Annotated in this window: 15 protein-coding genes and 2 pseudogenes; 12 read left to right on the top strand and 5 right to left on the bottom strand. The window is 73.1% G+C overall.

All coding sequences use genetic code 11. The features are described from left to right. Window positions 1–120 precede the first annotated feature (120 nt). The 3 genes and pseudogenes from FGW31_RS04205 to FGW31_RS04195 form a co-directional block, all read right to left on the bottom strand. On the bottom strand, window positions 121–2,892 hold the full coding sequence (locus FGW31_RS04205; protein ID WP_142191956.1) for a glycosyl hydrolase: 2,772 nt from the start codon (window positions 2,890–2,892) through the stop codon (window positions 121–123). Between the two features lie 780 nt (window positions 2,893–3,672). Continuing rightward, a pseudogene (locus tag FGW31_RS36180) lies at window positions 3,673–3,858 on the bottom strand (hypothetical protein); the annotation flags it as partial. A 3-nt stretch (window positions 3,859–3,861) separates the two neighbouring features. Further along, a complete protein-coding gene (locus FGW31_RS04195) occupies window positions 3,862–4,461 on the bottom strand; it encodes an HD domain-containing protein (RefSeq protein WP_142191954.1) in 600 nt (199 codons plus the stop codon). A 35-nt stretch (window positions 4,462–4,496) separates the two neighbouring features. On the opposite strand from FGW31_RS04195, the gene FGW31_RS04190 reads away from it, so the two are divergent. The 3 genes from FGW31_RS04190 (at window position 4,497) to FGW31_RS35470 (ending at window position 5,747) form a co-directional block, all read left to right on the top strand. Continuing rightward, a complete protein-coding gene (locus FGW31_RS04190) occupies window positions 4,497–4,865 on the top strand; it encodes a hypothetical protein (RefSeq protein ID WP_142191953.1) in 369 nt (122 codons plus the stop codon). Window positions 4,866–5,205: 340 nt separating this feature from the next. Further along, window positions 5,206–5,493, top strand: a complete 288-nt coding sequence (locus FGW31_RS35475) for a hypothetical protein (RefSeq protein WP_233452379.1) — start codon at window positions 5,206–5,208, stop codon at window positions 5,491–5,493. An 80-nt stretch (window positions 5,494–5,573) separates the two neighbouring features. Continuing rightward, complete coding sequence (locus FGW31_RS35470; protein WP_233452378.1) at window positions 5,574–5,747, top strand: hypothetical protein; 174 nt, start codon at window positions 5,574–5,576, stop codon at window positions 5,745–5,747. A 42-nt stretch (window positions 5,748–5,789) separates the two neighbouring features. On the opposite strand, the gene FGW31_RS04180 is transcribed toward FGW31_RS35470, so the two are convergent. Next, a complete protein-coding gene (locus tag FGW31_RS04180) occupies window positions 5,790–6,752 on the bottom strand; it encodes an ATP-binding protein (protein WP_142191952.1) in 963 nt (320 codons plus the stop codon). 141 nt (window positions 6,753–6,893) lie between these two features. Between FGW31_RS04180 and FGW31_RS04175 the strand changes: the two genes are divergently transcribed. Genes FGW31_RS04175 through FGW31_RS04160 form a run of 4 tightly spaced genes read left to right on the top strand, consistent with a single transcriptional unit; the run spans window position 6,894 to window position 11,971 of the window. After that, a complete protein-coding gene (locus FGW31_RS04175; RefSeq protein ID WP_142191951.1) occupies window positions 6,894–7,430 on the top strand; it encodes a GNAT family N-acetyltransferase in 537 nt (178 codons plus the stop codon). Window positions 7,431–7,433: 3 nt separating this feature from the next. After that, on the top strand, window positions 7,434–8,942 hold the full coding sequence (locus FGW31_RS04170; protein ID WP_142191950.1) for an ABC transporter substrate-binding protein: 1,509 nt from the start codon (window positions 7,434–7,436) through the stop codon (window positions 8,940–8,942). Window positions 8,943–8,945: 3 nt separating this feature from the next. After that, window positions 8,946–10,745, top strand: a complete 1,800-nt coding sequence (locus tag FGW31_RS04165) for an ABC transporter permease subunit (protein ID WP_142191949.1) — start codon at window positions 8,946–8,948, stop codon at window positions 10,743–10,745. Between the two features lie 26 nt (window positions 10,746–10,771). Continuing rightward, window positions 10,772–11,971: an MFS transporter gene (locus FGW31_RS04160; protein WP_142191988.1), complete on the top strand. Its 1,200-nt coding sequence runs from the start codon at window positions 10,772–10,774 to the stop codon at window positions 11,969–11,971. A 59-nt stretch (window positions 11,972–12,030) separates the two neighbouring features. Here FGW31_RS04160 and FGW31_RS04155 read toward each other — a convergent pair whose 3' ends face one another. Beyond that, a complete protein-coding gene (locus FGW31_RS04155) occupies window positions 12,031–12,810 on the bottom strand; it encodes a CDP-alcohol phosphatidyltransferase family protein (RefSeq protein WP_142191948.1) in 780 nt (259 codons plus the stop codon). A gap of 108 nt (window positions 12,811–12,918) precedes the next feature. Between FGW31_RS04155 and FGW31_RS04150 the strand changes: the two genes are divergently transcribed. The 5 genes and pseudogenes from FGW31_RS04150 to FGW31_RS04130 form a co-directional block, all read left to right on the top strand. Next, a complete protein-coding gene (locus FGW31_RS04150; protein ID WP_142191947.1) occupies window positions 12,919–13,917 on the top strand; it encodes a zinc-dependent alcohol dehydrogenase in 999 nt (332 codons plus the stop codon). Window positions 13,918–14,072: 155 nt separating this feature from the next. Continuing rightward, on the top strand, window positions 14,073–14,471 hold the full coding sequence (locus FGW31_RS04145) for a 6-pyruvoyl trahydropterin synthase family protein (protein ID WP_142191946.1): 399 nt from the start codon (window positions 14,073–14,075) through the stop codon (window positions 14,469–14,471). A 104-nt stretch (window positions 14,472–14,575) separates the two neighbouring features. Beyond that, the gene (locus FGW31_RS04140; RefSeq protein WP_142191987.1) at window positions 14,576–15,706 is read left to right on the top strand and encodes a glycosyltransferase family 4 protein; all 1,131 of its coding nucleotides are present in this window, start codon (window positions 14,576–14,578) and stop codon (window positions 15,704–15,706) included. After that, window positions 15,703–16,854: a trans-aconitate methyltransferase gene (locus tag FGW31_RS04135; protein ID WP_373303389.1), complete on the top strand. Its 1,152-nt coding sequence runs from the start codon at window positions 15,703–15,705 to the stop codon at window positions 16,852–16,854. Before FGW31_RS04140 ends, FGW31_RS04135 begins: the two co-directional genes overlap by 4 nt. After that, window positions 16,851–17,699: pseudogene (locus FGW31_RS04130) on the top strand (lysylphosphatidylglycerol synthase transmembrane domain-containing protein); the annotation flags it as partial. The gene FGW31_RS04135 and the pseudogene FGW31_RS04130, both read left to right, overlap by 4 nt. Window positions 17,700–17,766 lie beyond the last annotated feature (67 nt).

Below are 17,766 nucleotides of genomic sequence, written 5' to 3'. Positions count from 1 at the left end.
CCGAGCACGCGGGCAAGAGCTGCCGGAGGGGTGGGAAGTCCCGGCCACGGACGTACGCGCACCATGCCGGTGCGGCGGGCACCGGCCGGATACCGATGCCCGCCGTCGGCCTTCACCGGTTCAGCTGTAGGGAATCACCAGCACGGACTTGTCCGTGCCCGTCTGCAGCTTCGAGGTGCCGTTGCCGATCGCGTGCCACACCTCGAGGCGTACGGTGCCGCCGGCGAGGTCGCGTGCTGTGCCCGTGGACGCCTTGAGACCGCGGGCCTGCGTGTACTCCTCCCATCCGGTGACCGGGTCGGTCGCGAAGTAGTTGTACGTCTCCGTCCGGTCGAAGGTGCCGTCGCCGGTGAAGTCGTAGCTGATCCGCGCCTGCTGGCCCAGCCCGACCGTGGTGCCCGCGTCCACCTGGAGCCGGAAGGCGGTCTGCGCGCCCGGGGTGAGCGTGCCGTTGACGCCGCGCACCTCGTAGACGAGGGGCTGGTACGGGGTGCCGTCGTGGTTGGCGCCGCCACCGGAGGCGATGGTGTCGCTGCCCGCCGTGCCGCCGGTCGCCGTGGTCAGGGTGCCGCCGCTGCGCAACTGGAAGGTGTTGCCGGTCGGCGGTTGCGGGTCGGGGTCCTGTGAACCGCTTCCGGTGCCGGTCGCGGTGGAACGGGCCGGCACGGAGAGGGTCTTGCCGTCGGAGAAGGTGACGGTGCGGGCCGTCGATCCGTGGTTGTGGGCCGCGTAGGTGCGGGTCGTGCCCTTGGTGAAGACGGCGGAGGTCGGGATGTCACCGGTGACGGTGGCGTCCGGGGCGCCGAGGGTGTCGAGGGTGTTGATCCAGTGGTAGGTGTGCGCCTTCGACTCGCCCTGTTCCGGGGTGTAGCCGGCGTGGCCCGCGTCCCATTTGGCCTTGGCCTCACCCGGGTCGGCGAGCGACTGGAACTCCCAGAGGATGTCGCGCCATTCGACGGCCGGGCCGCCGTTCTCCCGCTCCATCTCGGCGATGTTGCGCCGGATGGCGGCCTTCTCGCCGCCGAGGTGCAGCGATCCGCCGGTCACGGGCAGGACGTTGATGCCGTGGATCTCCTCGGGGTTGGCGGTCCACCAGGTGGAGTAGGCGGCGCCGCTGCCCCACACCATGCCGGCCGTGTCGTGACCGAAGGAGGACGGGAAGACCTGCTCGTCGGCGTCGAACCAGTACTGGGCGATCGACTCCGACTCGGTGGTCAGCAGGTACGTGCCGAGGTCACGCAGTGAGGTGTCCCCGGTGGCGGAGCCCCACAGGACGAGGGCCGCGCTGAGGTTGGTCGACTCGGAGGAGGACTCCTGGTTGTTGCCGGCGGCGAAACCCTGGTGACCGGAGGCCCAGCTGTGGCCCGCGTAGACGTCGAAACCGCGCAGGAAGGGGAAGGCGGTGTCGGTGCGGCTGGGGTTGGCGGCGTCCCGCACGAGGGCCTTGACCATGCCGCCCCAGGCGGAGTCGGCGGCCCATGCCGGGTCGTACTGGGCGACGATCGCCGCCGCGTAGACGTAGTAGCTGTAGTGGAAGTGGTGGTCGTTCAGCTCGGTGTCGCTGCCGTAGGAGGCGGGGTAGCCGGTGAGGGTCTTCCAGTTCTTGTCGTAGCTGAACTCGTTCGCGCCTCCCGCCGTGAACCAGTCCTGGAGCTTGCCCTTCATCAGGCCGAGCATCCGGTCGCGGGTGCCGGTCTCGCCGATCTGGTCGGCGACCGGGACGAGTTGGGCGAGGCGGCCGAGGGCCTTGCCGGTCCAGTAGGTGTCCGAGGCCCCGGAGAAGGGGTCGGAGGCGTTCACGACCTCGTTCAGGTAGCCGCGCAGTCTGGCGGTGTCCACGCCGTTCGACTTGGGCAGCGCGGGCAGTACCGCCGCCGCCTTCTGGCTCGTGGTGAAGGAGGCCGACTCGCGGACCTTCATGGTGCCGCGCGGTGAGACGTAGGTGTAGGAGGTGAGGGGGTCCTTGGTGTTCAGCCACTGGTGGCGGTAGAGCGCCTGGAGCGTGCCGCGCTCGGTGCCTTCCTTCGCCTCGGTGGTGAGCGTGTAGGTGGCGCCGACGGTGCCCCCGGAGTAGTTCCAGGTGACCTTGGAACCGGTGACGAAGCTGTAGGCGTACTTCTTGAACGTCGCCAGCGCGTCGGTGGACGGCAGCACGGCGACGGAGAAGTAGTCCTTGGAACCGAGCCCCGCGGTGACGGTGGAGCCGGCGACGTTCCAGTCGCTGCCGGTCGGCGCGAAGAGGGCGTAGTGGTGCCCGGCGACGGTGATGCCGAGGACGTTGCCCTGGTCGGCGAAGACGGCGGGCGAGCCGGCGGTGGTGATCTGGGCGTTGCCGCCGGAGCCCTGGGCGTAGACGAACGGGGAGCCGTGGCCGATGGTGGTGCGCAGGGTGCGGGCGCCGTCGGACCAATAGGGGGTGACCGTCCAGTCGGACCAGTCGTCGGCCTTGGTGTCGGGTGAGTTGAGGCCGGTCAGGCCGATGGTGAGGTCGCGCTTGTGGGCGTACTCGTACTGGCGGCCGTCACCGACGATCGCGGGGGTCGTCGGATAGCCGACGTCGAGCCCGCCGGCCGTGGCCTGGTAGGTGAGGGGGTGCCCGTACATGGGGGTCGAGTACGGGTTGTCGCCGTAGCGCTGGAAGGCGAGGGAGGACCACCAGTCGTTGGTGGGCACCGGCCGGTTCCGGGCGGCGTCGGTCACCTTGGGCGTGACCGGGGTTCCCGTGTTGGTGGTGGGGCCCGACGTGCCGGAGGGCCGGGTGTCGGAGTAACTGCCGGAGCCTACGGGGACGGTGGCCGCGGCCGCCGGGACGGCGGCCGGGCCCACGCCGACGGCGACGAGGGCCGAGGCCAGCAGCGCAATGGCTGCCGGTCTGGTGCGGGGGGCTGGCATGAAACACCTCGAGTCATGACAAGTGGGGAGTCCGAGAACGCTCTGAGAGCGCTCTCAGGTGGGCGGAACGTAAAGCCTCTGTAATGCACGTGTCAATGCCTTGAACACGGCAGATGGGGGCCGAGCCTTATGTCCGTCATGTCTTCGCGTCAGTCGCAGGGCTACGGAAAGAGCGGAAAAGGCCCATTCCCGCTCACCCGGCGTCCCGCTCGGCTGCCCCTATCGGGCATGGTCGCGGCCCGTTCGGTGCGGGAGGTCACCGCCTGACGGCACCGGCTCCCGCCCCTGGGCTACCTGCCGTCAGCCTCACAATCAGCACCGCCGCCGCTGGGTGGATCAGAGCGAGCGAGAACCCGGTGCCGCCGTCCACACGGGTGCCGTCATGACGGCAATGCACGGAGGGGAGTTCTCAGGCCGTGCCTTCGCCGTACGCGGCGGCGGTGTTCGGGACGGTCGGCGGCGGGCGTCGCGGCTGGTGCGGTGGTGGGTCGACCCGCTACGCGGGCAGCGCGGGGAACGCGACCACCGAGCCGTCCTCGTCGCGGGCGATCTCGATCGCCTGTTTCCAGCACGGTGACGTCGTGGTGCTCGACGGCAGCGCTACCGACGTCCCGTGCGGGCGGGCCGGTTCGAGTGTCGACAGGCGGACCAGGACACCTGCATTGCTCTCAAGCGCGACCAGCAGCGCTTCGACGAAGTGGAGTCGAGGTCCGGGCGTGTTCCACGGCTTGCAGGACGACGACCCGTCGCTTCAACGCAATGGTCAGGGCCGCGAGTTCGAGGTGGCACGGGAGAGGGGGCGATCGGATCGTCGGCCAGGGCGGCCAGCACACTGCGCGGTTCGGCCAGGCGCTCAGCCGTCATCGGTCCGTCTTCGGCCAGTGCGGGCACCCGGACGTCACCGGTGGCCAACGTCCACACCGGAACGGTTCCCTTGCGGTGGTCAGTCGTCGTCGCGCCCGGCAACGCTCACGGGCGGACGGACACATCGACCTCCGGCACCGGGCGGTCGAGGTCCGGGTCGCCGAACTCCGCGCGCAGCGCCCCGAACGCGGTCACCTTCTCCTCGCCGAAGCGGCGGACGTGGGCGGCGTACTCGTCGGGGGAGAGGAACACCGACGGACGGGACTTGGTGTGGAACTTGTCCGCGTACATCACCAGCCTCTCCTCGTGCGTCACCGCCAGGTAGTCGGCGGGAGGCAGGGGGAGGCCCTGGGCCAGGACGTCCTGCCGCGTGATGCCCACTCCCGTGTGATGGGAGCAGAACCGGCGCAACGGCTCGGGGAAGCCCTCCCGTTCGAGGATCTCGTGGCCGAGCAACCCGTGCCGGACGTAGTTCCCGTGGTCCAGCCGCCCGTCGTCACCGTAGAGGCGGTACACGCCGATGTCGTGGAGGAGGCAGCCGGCGCGGACCAGTTCGGCGTCGATGTCGAGACGCGAGGCCGAGATGAGCTGCTCGGCGATGCTCCAGACGATCTCGCAGTGCGTGTGGACGAGCGCGAACGCTTCGGCGGTGGGCGCGTACTTCTCGTGCAGGGCACGGATCTCTTCGGGTCCCGGAATCCTCACTCGAGGAGCGTAACAACCGCCGTTCCGCTCGCTCGATGGCGCACTCCTTCACGCTGAGCGGCTCGGAGCCGCAAGGCCGGGTTGCACAGCACTTCCACCTGCGAGACGCCCTTCGCGGTGCGCTTGACCCGCTTGAGCGCGATGCTGCGGCCGCGCCGTGCGTCGTTCAGGGGCGCGTCGGTGGAGTCGATCCGGCCGGTGGCCGTCCCGTCGAGCTCGACGCCCCGGAGGTCGACCCGGTCGCGGGGCGGCTCTGGGGTTCGTCACCGAGGCCGGCCGACCAGTACACCGCACGCGTGGCGTCGTGGGAGAACGCGGTCTGCCCGCCGGCGAAGTCGGTTGCCTGTTCGCTGGTGCAGCGGTCCTGCGACTTCTCGGTGTCGCGGGCCGGCACCGGCGCGTAGCCGCCGCGTTCCGGCGCCGAAGCTGCCGGGCGGCGAGAGGGAGCGCCTCCGCCTGGTGCTCGTCGGGGGCCGCGAGGCCGAACCGGGTGACCGCCCGGGCAGTCCTGCGGAGAGCCTTGATCCTGACTGTGCGGTTGGGTGACAGCGGTGAGGGGCGGGGCCGGCAGGCGAGGTCCGGTGACATCCCCGGGGGTCGATAACACGATCGGGTGATGTCCCGTGGAGTGGGCACCTGCCGGGCCCGCGGGCCGTTCGAGCAGATGACGGGAGTTCGCATCCCGTGGATCTCTCACTTGGATCTCATCAGCTGGTCTCGATCAGCACGGCAACGGGGGCACACATGAGTCTGACCTTCCACCGCAATCCCGACGGCACGACGACCGGGCGCAACGACGCCAACGGTTTCACGGTGACGCACGCCGACGAGGAAGAGGTGAAGCGGCAGTTGTACGAGGACGCCGGATGGGAGTACACGCCTCCGCCGCCTCCCGTGCCGCCCGGCCACCACCGCTTCTCGCTGGTGCACGACGAGTTCCGGACCGCCGGTTCGCGGACGAGCGGTATGCAGGGCTGCGGGCGAGCCCGCCGGAGGGGTGTGTACCGGTCGACTGGGGGCGGTTCGCCCTGACGTGCGAGCGGCCGGGCAGGACGCTCCTGGACGCGGTCGCCGGCACGGTCGCGGAGATCCGCCGCGAACACGCGGTGGTGATGAACAGCCTGGGTGTCGAGAAGCCCGATGAATGGTTCGACGCCGACAGCAAGGACGGGTACGCGGCGGAGATCGTCGCGCACCTGGTGCTGATGGCCGCCCACCGGGCCCGGCTGCTCGGATACGGACGCAAGGACGTGGTCCGGCTGCTCGATGCGGCGGGTGTCGAGTAACCGGTGGAGCACTTCGGCGGTTTCTGACGTCCCGGGGCCGGCTCAGGACAGGGCCGCAGGGCCCGGTACGAAATGGGGGTCCACCTGGGCCGCCAGGTCCTCACCCGTGCGCTCGTCCGCCCAGGCGCGGGCATTGCGGAGGTGGAACTCGACGGCGTGGCGGTGCAGGCGGGCCCAGTCGCGGTGCTGTGCGTCGACCGTCTCGCGCAGCACGTTCAGCGCGTGCCGGTTCTGCGGCTCCAAAGCGTCCGGCACGCGCGTCTCGGCCCGGCCCTGCTCCGCAGCGCGTACCCAGTCCGACTGCACCAGGTGGGTCAGCAGGTCGTCGCCCACCTGCTCCTTGAGGAAGAGCAGGTCGTCCTCGCCGGTCACCTTGTTGCCGACGACCGCGACACGGATGCCGAACTGCTCGGCGTGCTCGCGGTACTGGCGGTAGACCGAGACGCCCTTGCGGGTCGGTTCGGCGACCAGGAACGTCATGTCGAAACGGGTGAACAGGCCGGAGGCGAAGGCGTCCGCGCCGGCGGTCATGTCCACCACGACGTACTCGCCGGGGCCGTCGACGAGGTGGCCGAGGTACAGCTCCACCGCTCCGAGCTTGGAGTGGTAGCAGGCGACGCCCAGATCGCTCTCGTCGAACTCGCCCGTGACCATCAGCGGGACCCCGCCGACCCGGGTGACGTGCCGCGTGTGCAGGTCGTCGTCCCCGAGGAGGCGCAGCAGGCGGGAGCCGCGGCCGGGCGGCGTCGTCTTGATCATGGCATCGGGGGAGGTGATGCGGGGATTGGTGCCGCTCAGAAGGGCCTTGACGGCAGGGAGGGCCGGGCCCAGGGGAGGAGGCGTGGCGGGGGCGTCCTCGCCGGGCGCGAGGGCCTGCGCCAGGTGCTGGTTGATGTCGCCGTCGACGGCGAGGACGGGGGCGCCGGAGTGCGCCAGGTGACGGGCGAAGAGGGCCGACAGGGTCGTCTTGCCGCTACCGCCCTTGCCGACGAACGCGATCCTCACCGACACCCCACCTTTTTGAAAATGAATGTCATGTAGGTAGTTTTAGGGGTGTGATCGGCGACGCGTCAAATCATCCGCGTCGTGTCTCGTGAATCTCACCCCCGTGATCGACTTCGGAGGCTTAATGCATATGGTGTGCAAGTGCGTGACTACAGCATCAGGGCTGCGGGCCCGGCAGACCTCGACCGTGCGCGAGCCGTGATGCTCGACACCGTCTACCGCGACTTCGGCACCGGCTACGTGCCCCACTGGCACGGCGACATCATCGATCCGGCCGCCGCCTATCTTGCCTCGCCGCGCCACACCCTGCTCGTCGCACTCGACCCGGACGGCGGCGAAGTCGTCGCCACCGCCGCCCTCGACTCCCGTGGGCCCGCACATCCGCCGAACCCGCGCCCGCTCGCCGAGCGCTACCCCTCCGGCGACACCGCGCAGTTGCGGCGGGTCTATGTGCGGCCGGACCACCGCCGTCGGGGCCTGGCCCGGCGGATGGTCGGCGAACTGCTCGACTTCGCCGCCGCGGACGGCGGTTACCGGTCCGTGTACCTGCACACCGATGCGTCCGTGCCGGGGGCGGAGGCCTTCTGGCGGTCGCTCGGCAAGCTCGTGCACGACGAACGTGAGACCACGGACGGCGGAAGTGCCGTCCTCCACTTCGAGATCCCGATGGGACGGTGACCTGTGCGCCCGCTTCGCTCCCGGCTGTTCGCCGCCCTCGCGCTCACTCCGCTGCTGGCCGGCTGCTTCGCCTCACAAGGCGGCGAAGCGCAGGACGACGGTAACGGCGGGAACGGGTCGCGGCTGCGGGTCGCGCTCGCCTTCCCGCCCGCCGAGCGGCTCTCGCCCTACGGCGCCGACGCCACCCTCCTCAGCCGCCTCGGCGTCGCCGAGGGCCTGACCACCATGGACGCCAACGGTGCCGCCGCACCCGCCCTCGCCGCATCCTGGCGGCAGGTCGACGAGAAGACCTGGGTGTTCACGCTCCGGGACGCCGAGTTCCAGGACGGTACGGACGTCACCCCGTCCGCCGTCGTCAACGCGCTCACCCGCGCCACCCGCGCCGAACCCGCTCCCGCCGCCCTCTCCGGCGTCACGCTGACCGCCGAGGCCGACGGCGGGCAGGCCGTGAGGGTCCGCACCGCCGAGCCCGATCCCATCCTTCCGCTGCGCCTGTCCAGCCCCGCCCTCGCCGTGTTCTCCGGCAAGGCGTACGGCACGGGCGGCGACGGAGGCCGTGTCGATCCCGTCGGCACCGCCACCGGCCCCTTCGAACTCACCGAGGTCGACGGCGCCGCGTCCGCCACGCTCGACCGCTTCGACGCCTACTGGGGCGGACGCGCCCAGGCCTCCGGCATCGACGCCCGGTTCGTCGCCGACGGCACCGCCCGCGCCAACGCCCTGCGCACCGGCGAGGTCGACATCGCCGAAGCCGTCCCCGTCGCCCAGGCGGCCACCCTCGACGAGGACACCCGGCGCGACACCGCCACCACCCGCACCACCGCCCTGCTGCTCAACTCCTCCTCCGGACCCTTCAAGGACCCGGGCCTGCGCGCCGCAGCCCGCGCGGCCGTCGACACCTCCGCGCTCGCCGACGGCGTGTACGAGGGGTACGCCGACCCGGGCGCCGGTGTCTACGGGCCCGCCGTGACCTGGGCCGACGGCAAGCGCCGCAAACCGGCCGGCCGGGCGCAGGCCGAGCGCGCCAAGGACACCCCGATCACCCTGGCCACGTACGACAACCGGCCCGAACTTCCCGAAGTGGCCCAGGTGCTGAAGCAGCAGCTGGAGAAGGCCGGATTCGCGGTCCAGCTCGAGGTGCGGGAGTACTCGCGGCTGGAGAGCGACGCGCTGGAAGGGAAGTTCGACGCGTTCGTCCTCGCCCGGAACACCCTCGTCGACACCGGTGACCCCGTCGCCGTCCTCGCCGGCGACTACACCTGCGACGGCGGCTACAACATCGCCCAGCTCTGCGACAAGGACGTCGACCGGGCCGTCGCCGCCGCCCAGCGGACCGCCGACCCCGGGGAGCGGCAGGACGCGGCCATGGCCGCGGAGGCCGAGATACTCGGCACCGACGCCGTGGTGCCGCTGGTGCACCAGCGGATCATCACCGGCGTCGGCACCACGGTGCGGGGCGTCGTGCTCGACCCCTACGAGCGCGCCCTCGTCGGTACGGGAACGCGGCGCTGACCCGTGCGACCACACCTGGCCGCACTCCTGTGGCGCACCGCGCTCGCGGCCGGCCTCGTCTGCGGCATCGGCCTGCTGCCCTGGCTCACGCACACCGACCCGGCGCTGACCGTGCTCAAGGCCCGGTCGCCCGAGCGTGACCCCACGCCCGAGGTGCTCGCGGACATCCGCGACCAACTGGGCCTCGACTCCGGCCCGTCGGCCCTGCTGGCGCAGTGGCTCGGCGGACTGGCGCACGGGGACGCCGGACGGTCCTGGATCTCCGGCGGCGAGGTGATGCCCGCCGTACTGCGGGCCCTGGGCGCCTCACTGCTGCTGATGGCGGTGGCGCTGCTCGTCGCCGCCGTCGTCGCCGCGGCCGTCTGCGCCCGCACGCTCCACCTCGGGGCGCGGCGACGGCTCAAGGGACGGCGCGCCGGCGGGACGGGTTCCGCGGTGCTCGCCGCGCTGCCCGAGTTCCTCGTCGGGTCCGTGCTCGCCACCGTCGTAGGGGTGCAGTTGGGGTGGCTGCCGGCTCTCGGCTGGTACGGGCCGCAGTGGACCGTGCTGCCCGCGCTCGCCCTCGGTCTGCCGGCCGGTGCCGTGCTGGGACGGCTGCTCGACGACCTGCTGCCCGGCGCCTTCGGTGAGCAGTGGGCGCGGGCGGCCGCCGCACGGGGCCTGCCCGGCCGGCGGATCGCCCGGCAGGCGGTACGCCGTTGTCTGCCCGCCCTGCTGCCCAACCTCGGGTTGTTCGTCGTCGGACTGACCGGCGGTTCCGTCGCCGTGGAGCAGATCTTCGACATTCCGGGGATCGGCCGCACCACCCTGCAGGCCGCCCTCGCGCAGGACCTGCCGGTCCTCCAGGCCGGCACGCTCGCCCTCGTCCTGCTGGGGGCGGTCGCCACGGGCGCCTGCGGACTCGCCGCCCGGCTGCTCGTCGGGCCCGCCCTGCGGGACGGCGCGCTGCCGACGCTGCACGGGCCGGCCCGGTCGCGCCGCAGTGTGCAACCCTTCGTCCACGGCGCCGTCCTGGCCGCCGTCGTGGCGTTCGGGCTGCCCCGTGACCCGCTCGCGCTGAACACCGGTGAGCGGCTCCAGGCACCGTCCCCGGCACACCCGTTCGGCACGGACGCACTCGGACGGGACCTGCTCGCCAGGGTCGCGCACGGTGCCCTCGACACCTTGCTGCTCGCCCTCGCGATCAGCGCGGCGGCCCTGTGCGCCGGAGTGCTGCTCGGGCTGCTGCCCCGGCTGTCCGGGCCGCTCGTGGACACCGTGAACGCCGTGCCAGCGGCGCTCGCCGCGCTGCTCGTCACCGCCGTCGCGGGCAGCGGGACGACCACGCCCGCGCTCGCCGTGACCGCCGTGGCATGGGCGCCGCTCGCCGCCCACACCTCCGCACTGCTGGCGCAGGAACGCGCCACCCTGCACCTCACGGCCACCCGGAGTCTCGGCGCGAGCCGCCGGCACCTCCTGCGCCGCCACCTGCTGCCGGCCGTACTGCCGCCCGTCACCCGGCACGCCCTGCTGAGGCTGCCCGGCATCGCGCTCACCCTCGCCTCGCTCGGCTTCCTCGGGCTCGGCGCGCAGCCGCCGTCACCGGAGTGGGGCGCGCTGCTCGCCGAGAACCAGCCCTACGCCGAACGCGCACCCTGGACCGTGCTCGCCCCGGCGGCCGTCCTCGCCCTGCTCGGCGCGCTGGCGGTGACCGCGGCGGGCGGCGTGCGACGGCCGGGACGACAGCGCAGGAACCACGGGTCCGAGGCGCCGCCCGTCGCGCCTCCCGCCGCGCCCGCCAAGGAACTGGCGGAGACGAGGTGACCGCGCTGTCCACGGGATCCGGCAGGATGTCCCGCCGCCGCCCGCGGCTCTCGCCCCTGCTGCGGCTGCTGATCCTCACCCAACTCGCCTTCAACGTAGGGTTCTACGCCGTACTGCCGTTCCTGTCCGCACACCTGGGCGGGGCCATCGGCATGGCGGGCTGGCTGGTGGGGCTGGTACTGGGACTCAGGACGTTCAGTCAGCAGGGGCTGTTCGTGGTGGGCGGGGCGCTGGCCGACCGGTACGGCATCCGGCCGGTGGTGCTGGCCGGGTGTGCGCTGCGGATCGCCGGGTTCGTGTGGCTGGGGTACGCGGAGCGGACCTGGTCGGTGGTCTGCGCGGTACTGATGATCGGGTTCGCCGCGGCGCTGTTCTCACCGGCCGTCGAGTCGGAGGTGGCCCGGCAGGCGGTGGTGTGGGAGGAGACGGGCGGAGGACCGCGGACGCGGGTCCTGGCGCTGTTCACCGTGGCGGGGCAGGCGGGGGCGTTCGTCGGGCCGCTGCTGGGGGCGCTGCTGCTGGCGGTGGACTTCCGCACCGCCTGCCTGGTGGGCGCCGGGATCTTCGTGCTGGTGCTGGCCGGCCACGCCCGGCTGCTGCCGCAGCGCATACCGGGCCGCGACCGGACACGGGCCCGGGGCGGGCTGCGGCTGCTGCTGCGCAACCGGCCCTTCCTGGCGCTGTGCTGCGCCTACGGCGCCCAACTGCTCGCCTACAACCAGCTGTACCTCGCCCTGCCGGCGGAGGTGGAGCGCGCGACCGGCTCCCAGACGGCGCTGGCCTGGCTGTTCGCACTGTCCTCGCTGCTGGTGGTGACCGCCCAACTGCCCGTCACCCGCTGGGCCGGGAAGCGACTGGCGATGCGCCGCTCCATGGCGGCGGGACTGCTGATCGTGGCGGCCGGGTTCGCGGTGGTGGCGGTGGCGCGTCCCGCCGGGTGGACGGGGACGGCCGGGCTGGCGCCGGCGGCTTGCTTCGTCGTGCTGCTCACCCTCGGCCAGATGCTCGTCGTGCCCGTGGCCCGCGCCTGGGTCCCCGACCTCGCCGAGGAGGGCCGACTGGGCCTCTACACCGGCGCGTTGTCGTCGGTGTCCGGCCTGATCGTGCTGCTCGGCAGCTCTGCCACCGGCAGCCTGCTGGAGGCAGGACTCCCGCCGGCGGCGCCGTGGCTCGTCCTGGCAGCGGTGACCGCGGCGACGGCAGCACTGCTGCCGCGCAGGCCGTGACAGCAGTCCTCCGCCCACCCGGCCGACGGGACACGCCCCCGCCGCCGGGCGGCCCCTTCTCACCCGGCGACCAACTCCCGCCGCTCCCGCTCTTCCTGCGCCTGACGTCCCGCCGGGACCGCCGTCGCCCGCGACGCCCGGCACAGCCACAGCACGTCCCGGCCGAACGACCACACCAGCAGCGCCAACGCCAGCAGCACCACCCCGACGTTGACCGTGTGCGGCAGCAGGGCCGCGCCGGCCAGCAGCAACAGCACCCCCTGCAGCGCGGCCACCGTCTTGCGGGCCGTGCTCGGCGGGAGCGGGGCGGTCAGCCAGGGCCAGACCCGCGCCGCCGCGACGAACACGTACCGCATCCCGCCGATCAGCAGCACCCAAGGGCCCATCGCCGTCGACACGTACACGCTCAGCACCAGGATCAGGAAGGCGTCCACCTCCATGTCGAAGCGGGCGCCCAGCGGGGTCGCCGTACCGGTCCTGCGCGCCACCTTGCCGTCCACGCCGTCGAGGACGAGGGCCACCGCGGTGAGACCGACGAACAGCGAGACCGGCGGCGAGCCGTGGAACGAGTCGGCGACCAGTGCGGTCACCCCGCCGACGAGGGTGGCGCGGCCGAGGGTGACCCGGTTCGCGGCACCGAAGGAACGCAGCCGGGACCGGTGCAGGGCCCGGGAGAGCACCGCCCAGGTGGCGATCGCGAACGCCAGCCCGGTCAGCCAGCCGGCCGGGCCCATGCCGATCGCCGTGCCGAGCAGCGCGAGCAACAGGATCTGCACGCCCGCTCCCACGGCGGTCTCCTGCTGTACGGGCCTCGCGTCGTACGTGTTGTTCAGGGCCACCGAACACCCTCCGGCCGTGTGACAGAGTCGATCAACGCCGCTACCTTGTGCGCGGCCTGTGCACCACTCGGTACGCGTGCAGCTTCCCGATCGTTCAGGAGGATCCCGATGAACCGCACCGCCCGCGCGTTCTGGCTCGACTCACCTGGCCGAGGCGGAATCCGCGAGGTCGACCTGCCCGTACCCGGTCCCGACGAGGTGGTGGTGCGCACGCTCTACTCCGGGGTGAGCCGGGGCACCGAGACGCTCGTCTTCCGCGGCGGCGTGCCCGAGAGCCAGCACACGGCGATGCGCGCCCCGTTCCAGGAAGGCGACTTCCCGGGACCGGTGAAGTACGGCTACCTGAACGTCGGCGTGGTGGAGGAGGGGCCCGCGGCACTCACCGGCCGTACGGTGTTCTGCCTCTACCCGCACCAGACGCGGTACGTCGTCCCGGCGAGCGCCGTCACTCCCGTGCCCGACGGTGTGCCCGTGGGCCGGGCCGTGCTGGCCGGCACCGTCGAGACCGCCGTCAACGCCCTGTGGGACGCGGCGCCGCTGGTCGGTGACCGGATCGCCGTGGTCGGCGGCGGCATGGTCGGCTGCTCGGTCGCGGCACTGCTGGCCCGCTTCCCGGGCGTACGGATCCAGCTGGTCGACGCGGATCCCGCCCGGGCGAGGACCGCCGAGGCCCTCGGGGTCGGCTTCGCGCTGCCCGGTGACGCCCTCGGGGCGTGCGACCTGGTCGTCCACGCCAGCGCCACCGAGGAAGGGCTCGCCACGGCCCTGGAACTGCTCCGCGCGGAGGGCACCGTCGTCGAACTCAGCTGGTACGGCGACCGGAAGGTGAGCCTCCCGCTGGGCGAGGCCTTCCACTCACGGCGGCTGGTCATCCGCGGCAGCCAGGTCGGCACGGTCTCCCCGGCGCGCGCCCACCGCGGTTACGCCGACCGGCTCGCCCTCGCCCTCGACCTGCTCGCCGACCCCGCGCTCGACGCCCTCGTCACCGGCGAGTCCCCCTTCGAGGAACTGCCCGAGGTCATGCCCCGGCTCGCCTCCGGCGAGACGCCCGCGCTGTGCCACCGCATCCGCTACGGCGACCCGCACCGCACCGACGCGCGCCCCTGACCTGAGGGGAGACACGACGAGACGTACCTGACCTGAGGGAAGACGCGGCAAGACGTAGCGGACGCTGAACACGGGAAGACAGTCAGCCGTACTACACGGCATCCCCGGCGAAGATCGGCCGGGGAACAGACGCGCCGCACCTGGAGGGTCGTCCGTTGTTCAGCATCACCGTCCGCGATCACATCATGATCGCCCACAGCTTCCACGGCGAGGTCTTCGGGCCGGCCCAGCGCCTGCACGGGGCCACGTTCCTCGTGGACGCCACCTTCCGGCGCGAGCAGCTGGACGAGGACAACATCGTCGTCGACATCGGCCTGGCGACCCAGGAACTCGGCGCTGTCGTCGGCGCGTTGAACTACCGCAACCTCGACAACGAACCCGACTTCGCGGGGGTCAACACCTCCACCGAGTACCTGGCGAAGGTCATCGCCGACCGGCTCGCCGAACGCATCCACAAGGGCGCGCTCGGCGAGGGCGCCAAGGGCATCGCGGGAATCACCGTCACGCTGCACGAGTCGCACATCGCCTGGGCGAGTTACGAGCGTGCGCTGTGACCGAAACCCACAGCCACACCGAGACCGACGCCTACACCGGCACCGGCACCGGAGCGGTCACCGGTCGGTCCGGGGCCGCCCGTCTGAGCTACGTTCCCCAGCAGATGTCGCTGCCGAGGAACGGCGGCATCATCCCGATGTCCCTGCGCTCCGTGCACTTCGTGATGCCGGGCGCTGTCGACGACCCGTCCGCGCCGAGCGGCGGCAACGCCTACGACCGGCGTCTGTGCCTGGACCTGCCCGGCTTCGGCTGGCAGGTGCACCGGCACCCCGTGCCCGGCGCCTGGCCGCGCCCGGACACCGGTGCCCGGACGGAACTCGCCCGCACTCTGCGCGAACTGCCCGACGGCGCGGCCGTCCTGCTGGACGGGCTGGTCGCCTGCGGGGTTCCCGACATCGTCGTCCCGGAGGCGGCACGGCTGCGCATGGCCGTCCTCGTCCACCTTCCCCTCGGTGACGAGACCGGGCTGGACCCCGCCGTCGCCACGGAACTCGACGCCCGGGAGCGCGCGGTGCTGCGGGCGGTCCCGGCGGTCGTCGCCACCAGCGACTGGGCGGCCCGCCGCCTCGTCGCCCACCACGGGCTGGCCCCCGAACGCGTCCACGCCGCCGCACCCGGCGCCGACATCGCGCCCCTCGCGCCCGGCACCGACGGAGTGTCCCGACTGTTGTGCGTGGCCGCCGTGACACCGCGCAAGGGACAGCACCGCCTCGTGGAGGCACTCGCCTCGGTGGCCGACCTGCCGTGGAGCTGCGCCCTGGTCGGCAGCCTCGGCCAGGATCCCGGGTACGTCGCCCGCCTGCGGGACCTGATCCGCGACCACGGTCTGCGGGACCGGCTGGAGCTCGCCGGTCCGCGGACCGGCGCCGCACTCGACGCCCACTTCGCCGGCGCGGACCTGATGGTGCTCACGTCGTACGCGGAGACGTACGGCATGGTGGTCACCGAGGCACTGGCACGCGGCATCCCGGTGCTGGCGACCGATGTCGGCGGGCTGCCCGAGGCGGTCGGCCGGGCACCCGACGGCGGGGTGCCGGGCATCCTCGTCCCACCGGACGACCCCGCCGCGATCGCCGCCGGACTGCGCCGCTGGTTCGGCGAGGCGGACGAGCGGCGGCGGTTGAAGGCGGCGGCGCGCGGGCGGCGCGCCGCGCTCAGCGGCTGGGCGAGCACCGCACAGGGCCTGGCGGCGGTACTGCGCGGACTGTCCACCGAACCCCGGAGGGCCGCATGACCGAACCGGCGACCACCCGTCACGACGCGACCGCCCCGGAGCGGCCCGTAACACGGGACGCCACGGGCGGCCCGGCACCCGGCCCGCGCGACGCGGCGCATGCGGTATCCGGCCCGCGCGACGCGGCGCATGCGGTATCCGGTCGGCGGGACGCGGCGGGTGCAGTACCCGGTCCGCGGGACGGGACGGACCCGGGCCGTCCCGCGGACCCGCCCCGTACGACGGGCAGCGACAGGTCCGTCGTCCCCGGGGCCGGGCCCGTGTCGAGGCCGGGCGAGCGGGCGACACTGCGGCTGCGGGAGACCGGTGCCGACGAACCGCCCCGCTACGCGCCCGAATGGCTCCGGCTGCGTGAGCCGGCCGACGCCACCGCCCGCTCCCGTGGCCTGCTCGACCCGCTGCGCGCCCGGCTCGTCCGGACGCCTCGGCGGGCGGACGGCCTGGTCGTCCACGACATCGGCTGCGGCACCGGCTCCATGGGCCGCTGGCTCGCCCCCCGTCTGGTCGGCGCCCAGCACTGGGTCCTGCACGACCGCGACCCCTACCTGCTCCACTTCGCCGCGGCCGCCTCCCCGCGCTCCGCCGCCGACGGCAGCCGGGTGACCGCCGAGACCCGGCGCGGTGACATCGCCCGGCTCACCGCGGACGCACTCGCCGGTGCCTCGCTGGTCACCGCCTCCGCGCTGCTCGACGTCCTCACCCGCGAGGAGATCGGCACCCTCGTCGCCGCCTGCGCGGGAGCCGGCTGCCCCGCCCTGCTGACGCTCTCCGTCGCCGGACGCGTCGAACTGACCGAACCGCACCCGATGGACGCGGAGATCACCGAGGCGTTCAACGCGCACCAGCGTCGCGGCGGCCTGCTCGGACCGGACGCGGTCACGGCCGCGGCGGAGGCCTTCGCCGAACACGGCGCCACCGTACGGCTGGAACCGAGCCCCTGGCGGCTCGGACCCGGACAGGCCGCGCTGACCGAGCAGTGGCTGCGCGGGTGGGTCGGCGCGGCGGTGGAGGAGCGGCCGGACCTCGCCGAGCGGGCCGACGCCTATCTGGCCGAGCGGCTGGCCGCCTGCGCGGCGGGGGAGTTGCGGGTCGTCGTGCACCACCACGACCTGCTCGCCCTGTGCGCGCCGGTGGACGGTGGCGCATGAAGGTCCCGGGCCGGTTGAACTCCCGAGCCCTGCGCACCCGTCTGGGCACTCTCGCCGGTGTCGCCATCCTGGCGGTGCTGTGCTGGCGGCTGGGCACGGGCGTCCTGCTCGACGGGCTGCGCCGTATCGACGGGCCGACGCTGCTCGCGGCGCTGGGGATCGGGCTGGTGACCACCGGGTTCAGCGCCTGGCGCTGGGCACTGGTGGCCCGGGGGCTCGGGATCCGGCTGCCGCTCGGGCCGGCCGTCGCCGACTACTACCGTGCCCTGTTCCTCAACGCCGCCCTGCCCGGCGGTGTCCTCGGCGACGTCCACCGGGCCGTGCGGCACGGGCGGAGCACCGGTGACCTGGGGCGCGGGGTGCGGGCGGTGGTCCTGGAGCGGACGGCGGGGCAGCTCGCGCTGTTCGCCACCGGAGGTGTGGTGCTGCTGACCATGCCGTCTCCGGTGCTCGACGAGGCCCGGCAGGTGGCCGCGCCGGCCGGGCTGGCCCTGCTCGGTGCCGGCGCGGTGGTGCTCGCGCTGCGGATGAACCGGGCGCCGTCGGGCCCGGGGAGGGGACGCGGGCGCCGGTGGGGACGGCTGCTCACCGAGGCACGTCAGGGGTTGTTCTCGCGCCGGAACGCGCCGGGGGTCGTGGTGTCCTCCGTGGTCGTTCTCGGCGGATACGTCGTGATGTTCGTGCTCGCCGCACAGGTCGCCGGGGCCGGCGCCTCGGTGCGGGAGGTGGTGCCGCTCGCCGTGCTGGCGCTGCTCGCCATGGGGCTGCCGTTGAACGTCGGCGGGTGGGGGCCCCGGGAAGGGGTTGCCGCCTGGGCGTTCGGGGCGGCGGGGCTCGGGCCGGGGCGAGGGCTGACGGTTGCCGTCGTCTACGGGGTGCTCAGTCTGGTGGCGAGCCTGCCGGGCGCGGTGG

Origin of the sequence: Streptomyces calvus (assembly GCF_006782915.1) — a bacterium.
Lineage (GTDB): Bacteria > Actinomycetota > Actinomycetes > Streptomycetales > Streptomycetaceae > Streptomyces > Streptomyces calvus.
The sequence above is the reverse complement of the archived record's forward strand: the minus strand, read 5'-3'. Positions and strand labels throughout refer to the sequence as shown.

Coding starts and splice junctions, on each gene's coding strand:
- FGW31_RS04140 (WP_142191987.1), top strand. CDS start 14,576: ATGTCGCTGCCGAGGAACGGCGGCATCATCCCGATGTCCCTGCGCTCC.
- FGW31_RS04190 (WP_142191953.1), top strand. CDS start 4,497: ATGGCGCACTCCTTCACGCTGAGCGGCTCGGAGCCGCAAGGCCGGGTT.
- FGW31_RS04205 (WP_142191956.1), bottom strand. CDS start 2,892: ATGCCAGCCCCCCGCACCAGACCGGCAGCCATTGCGCTGCTGGCCTCG.
- FGW31_RS04135 (WP_373303389.1), top strand. CDS start 15,703: ATGACCGAACCGGCGACCACCCGTCACGACGCGACCGCCCCGGAGCGG.
- FGW31_RS35475 (WP_233452379.1), top strand. CDS start 5,206: ATGAGTCTGACCTTCCACCGCAATCCCGACGGCACGACGACCGGGCGC.
- FGW31_RS35470 (WP_233452378.1), top strand. CDS start 5,574: ATGAACAGCCTGGGTGTCGAGAAGCCCGATGAATGGTTCGACGCCGAC.
- FGW31_RS04150 (WP_142191947.1), top strand. CDS start 12,919: ATGAACCGCACCGCCCGCGCGTTCTGGCTCGACTCACCTGGCCGAGGC.
- FGW31_RS04160 (WP_142191988.1), top strand. CDS start 10,772: ATGTCCCGCCGCCGCCCGCGGCTCTCGCCCCTGCTGCGGCTGCTGATC.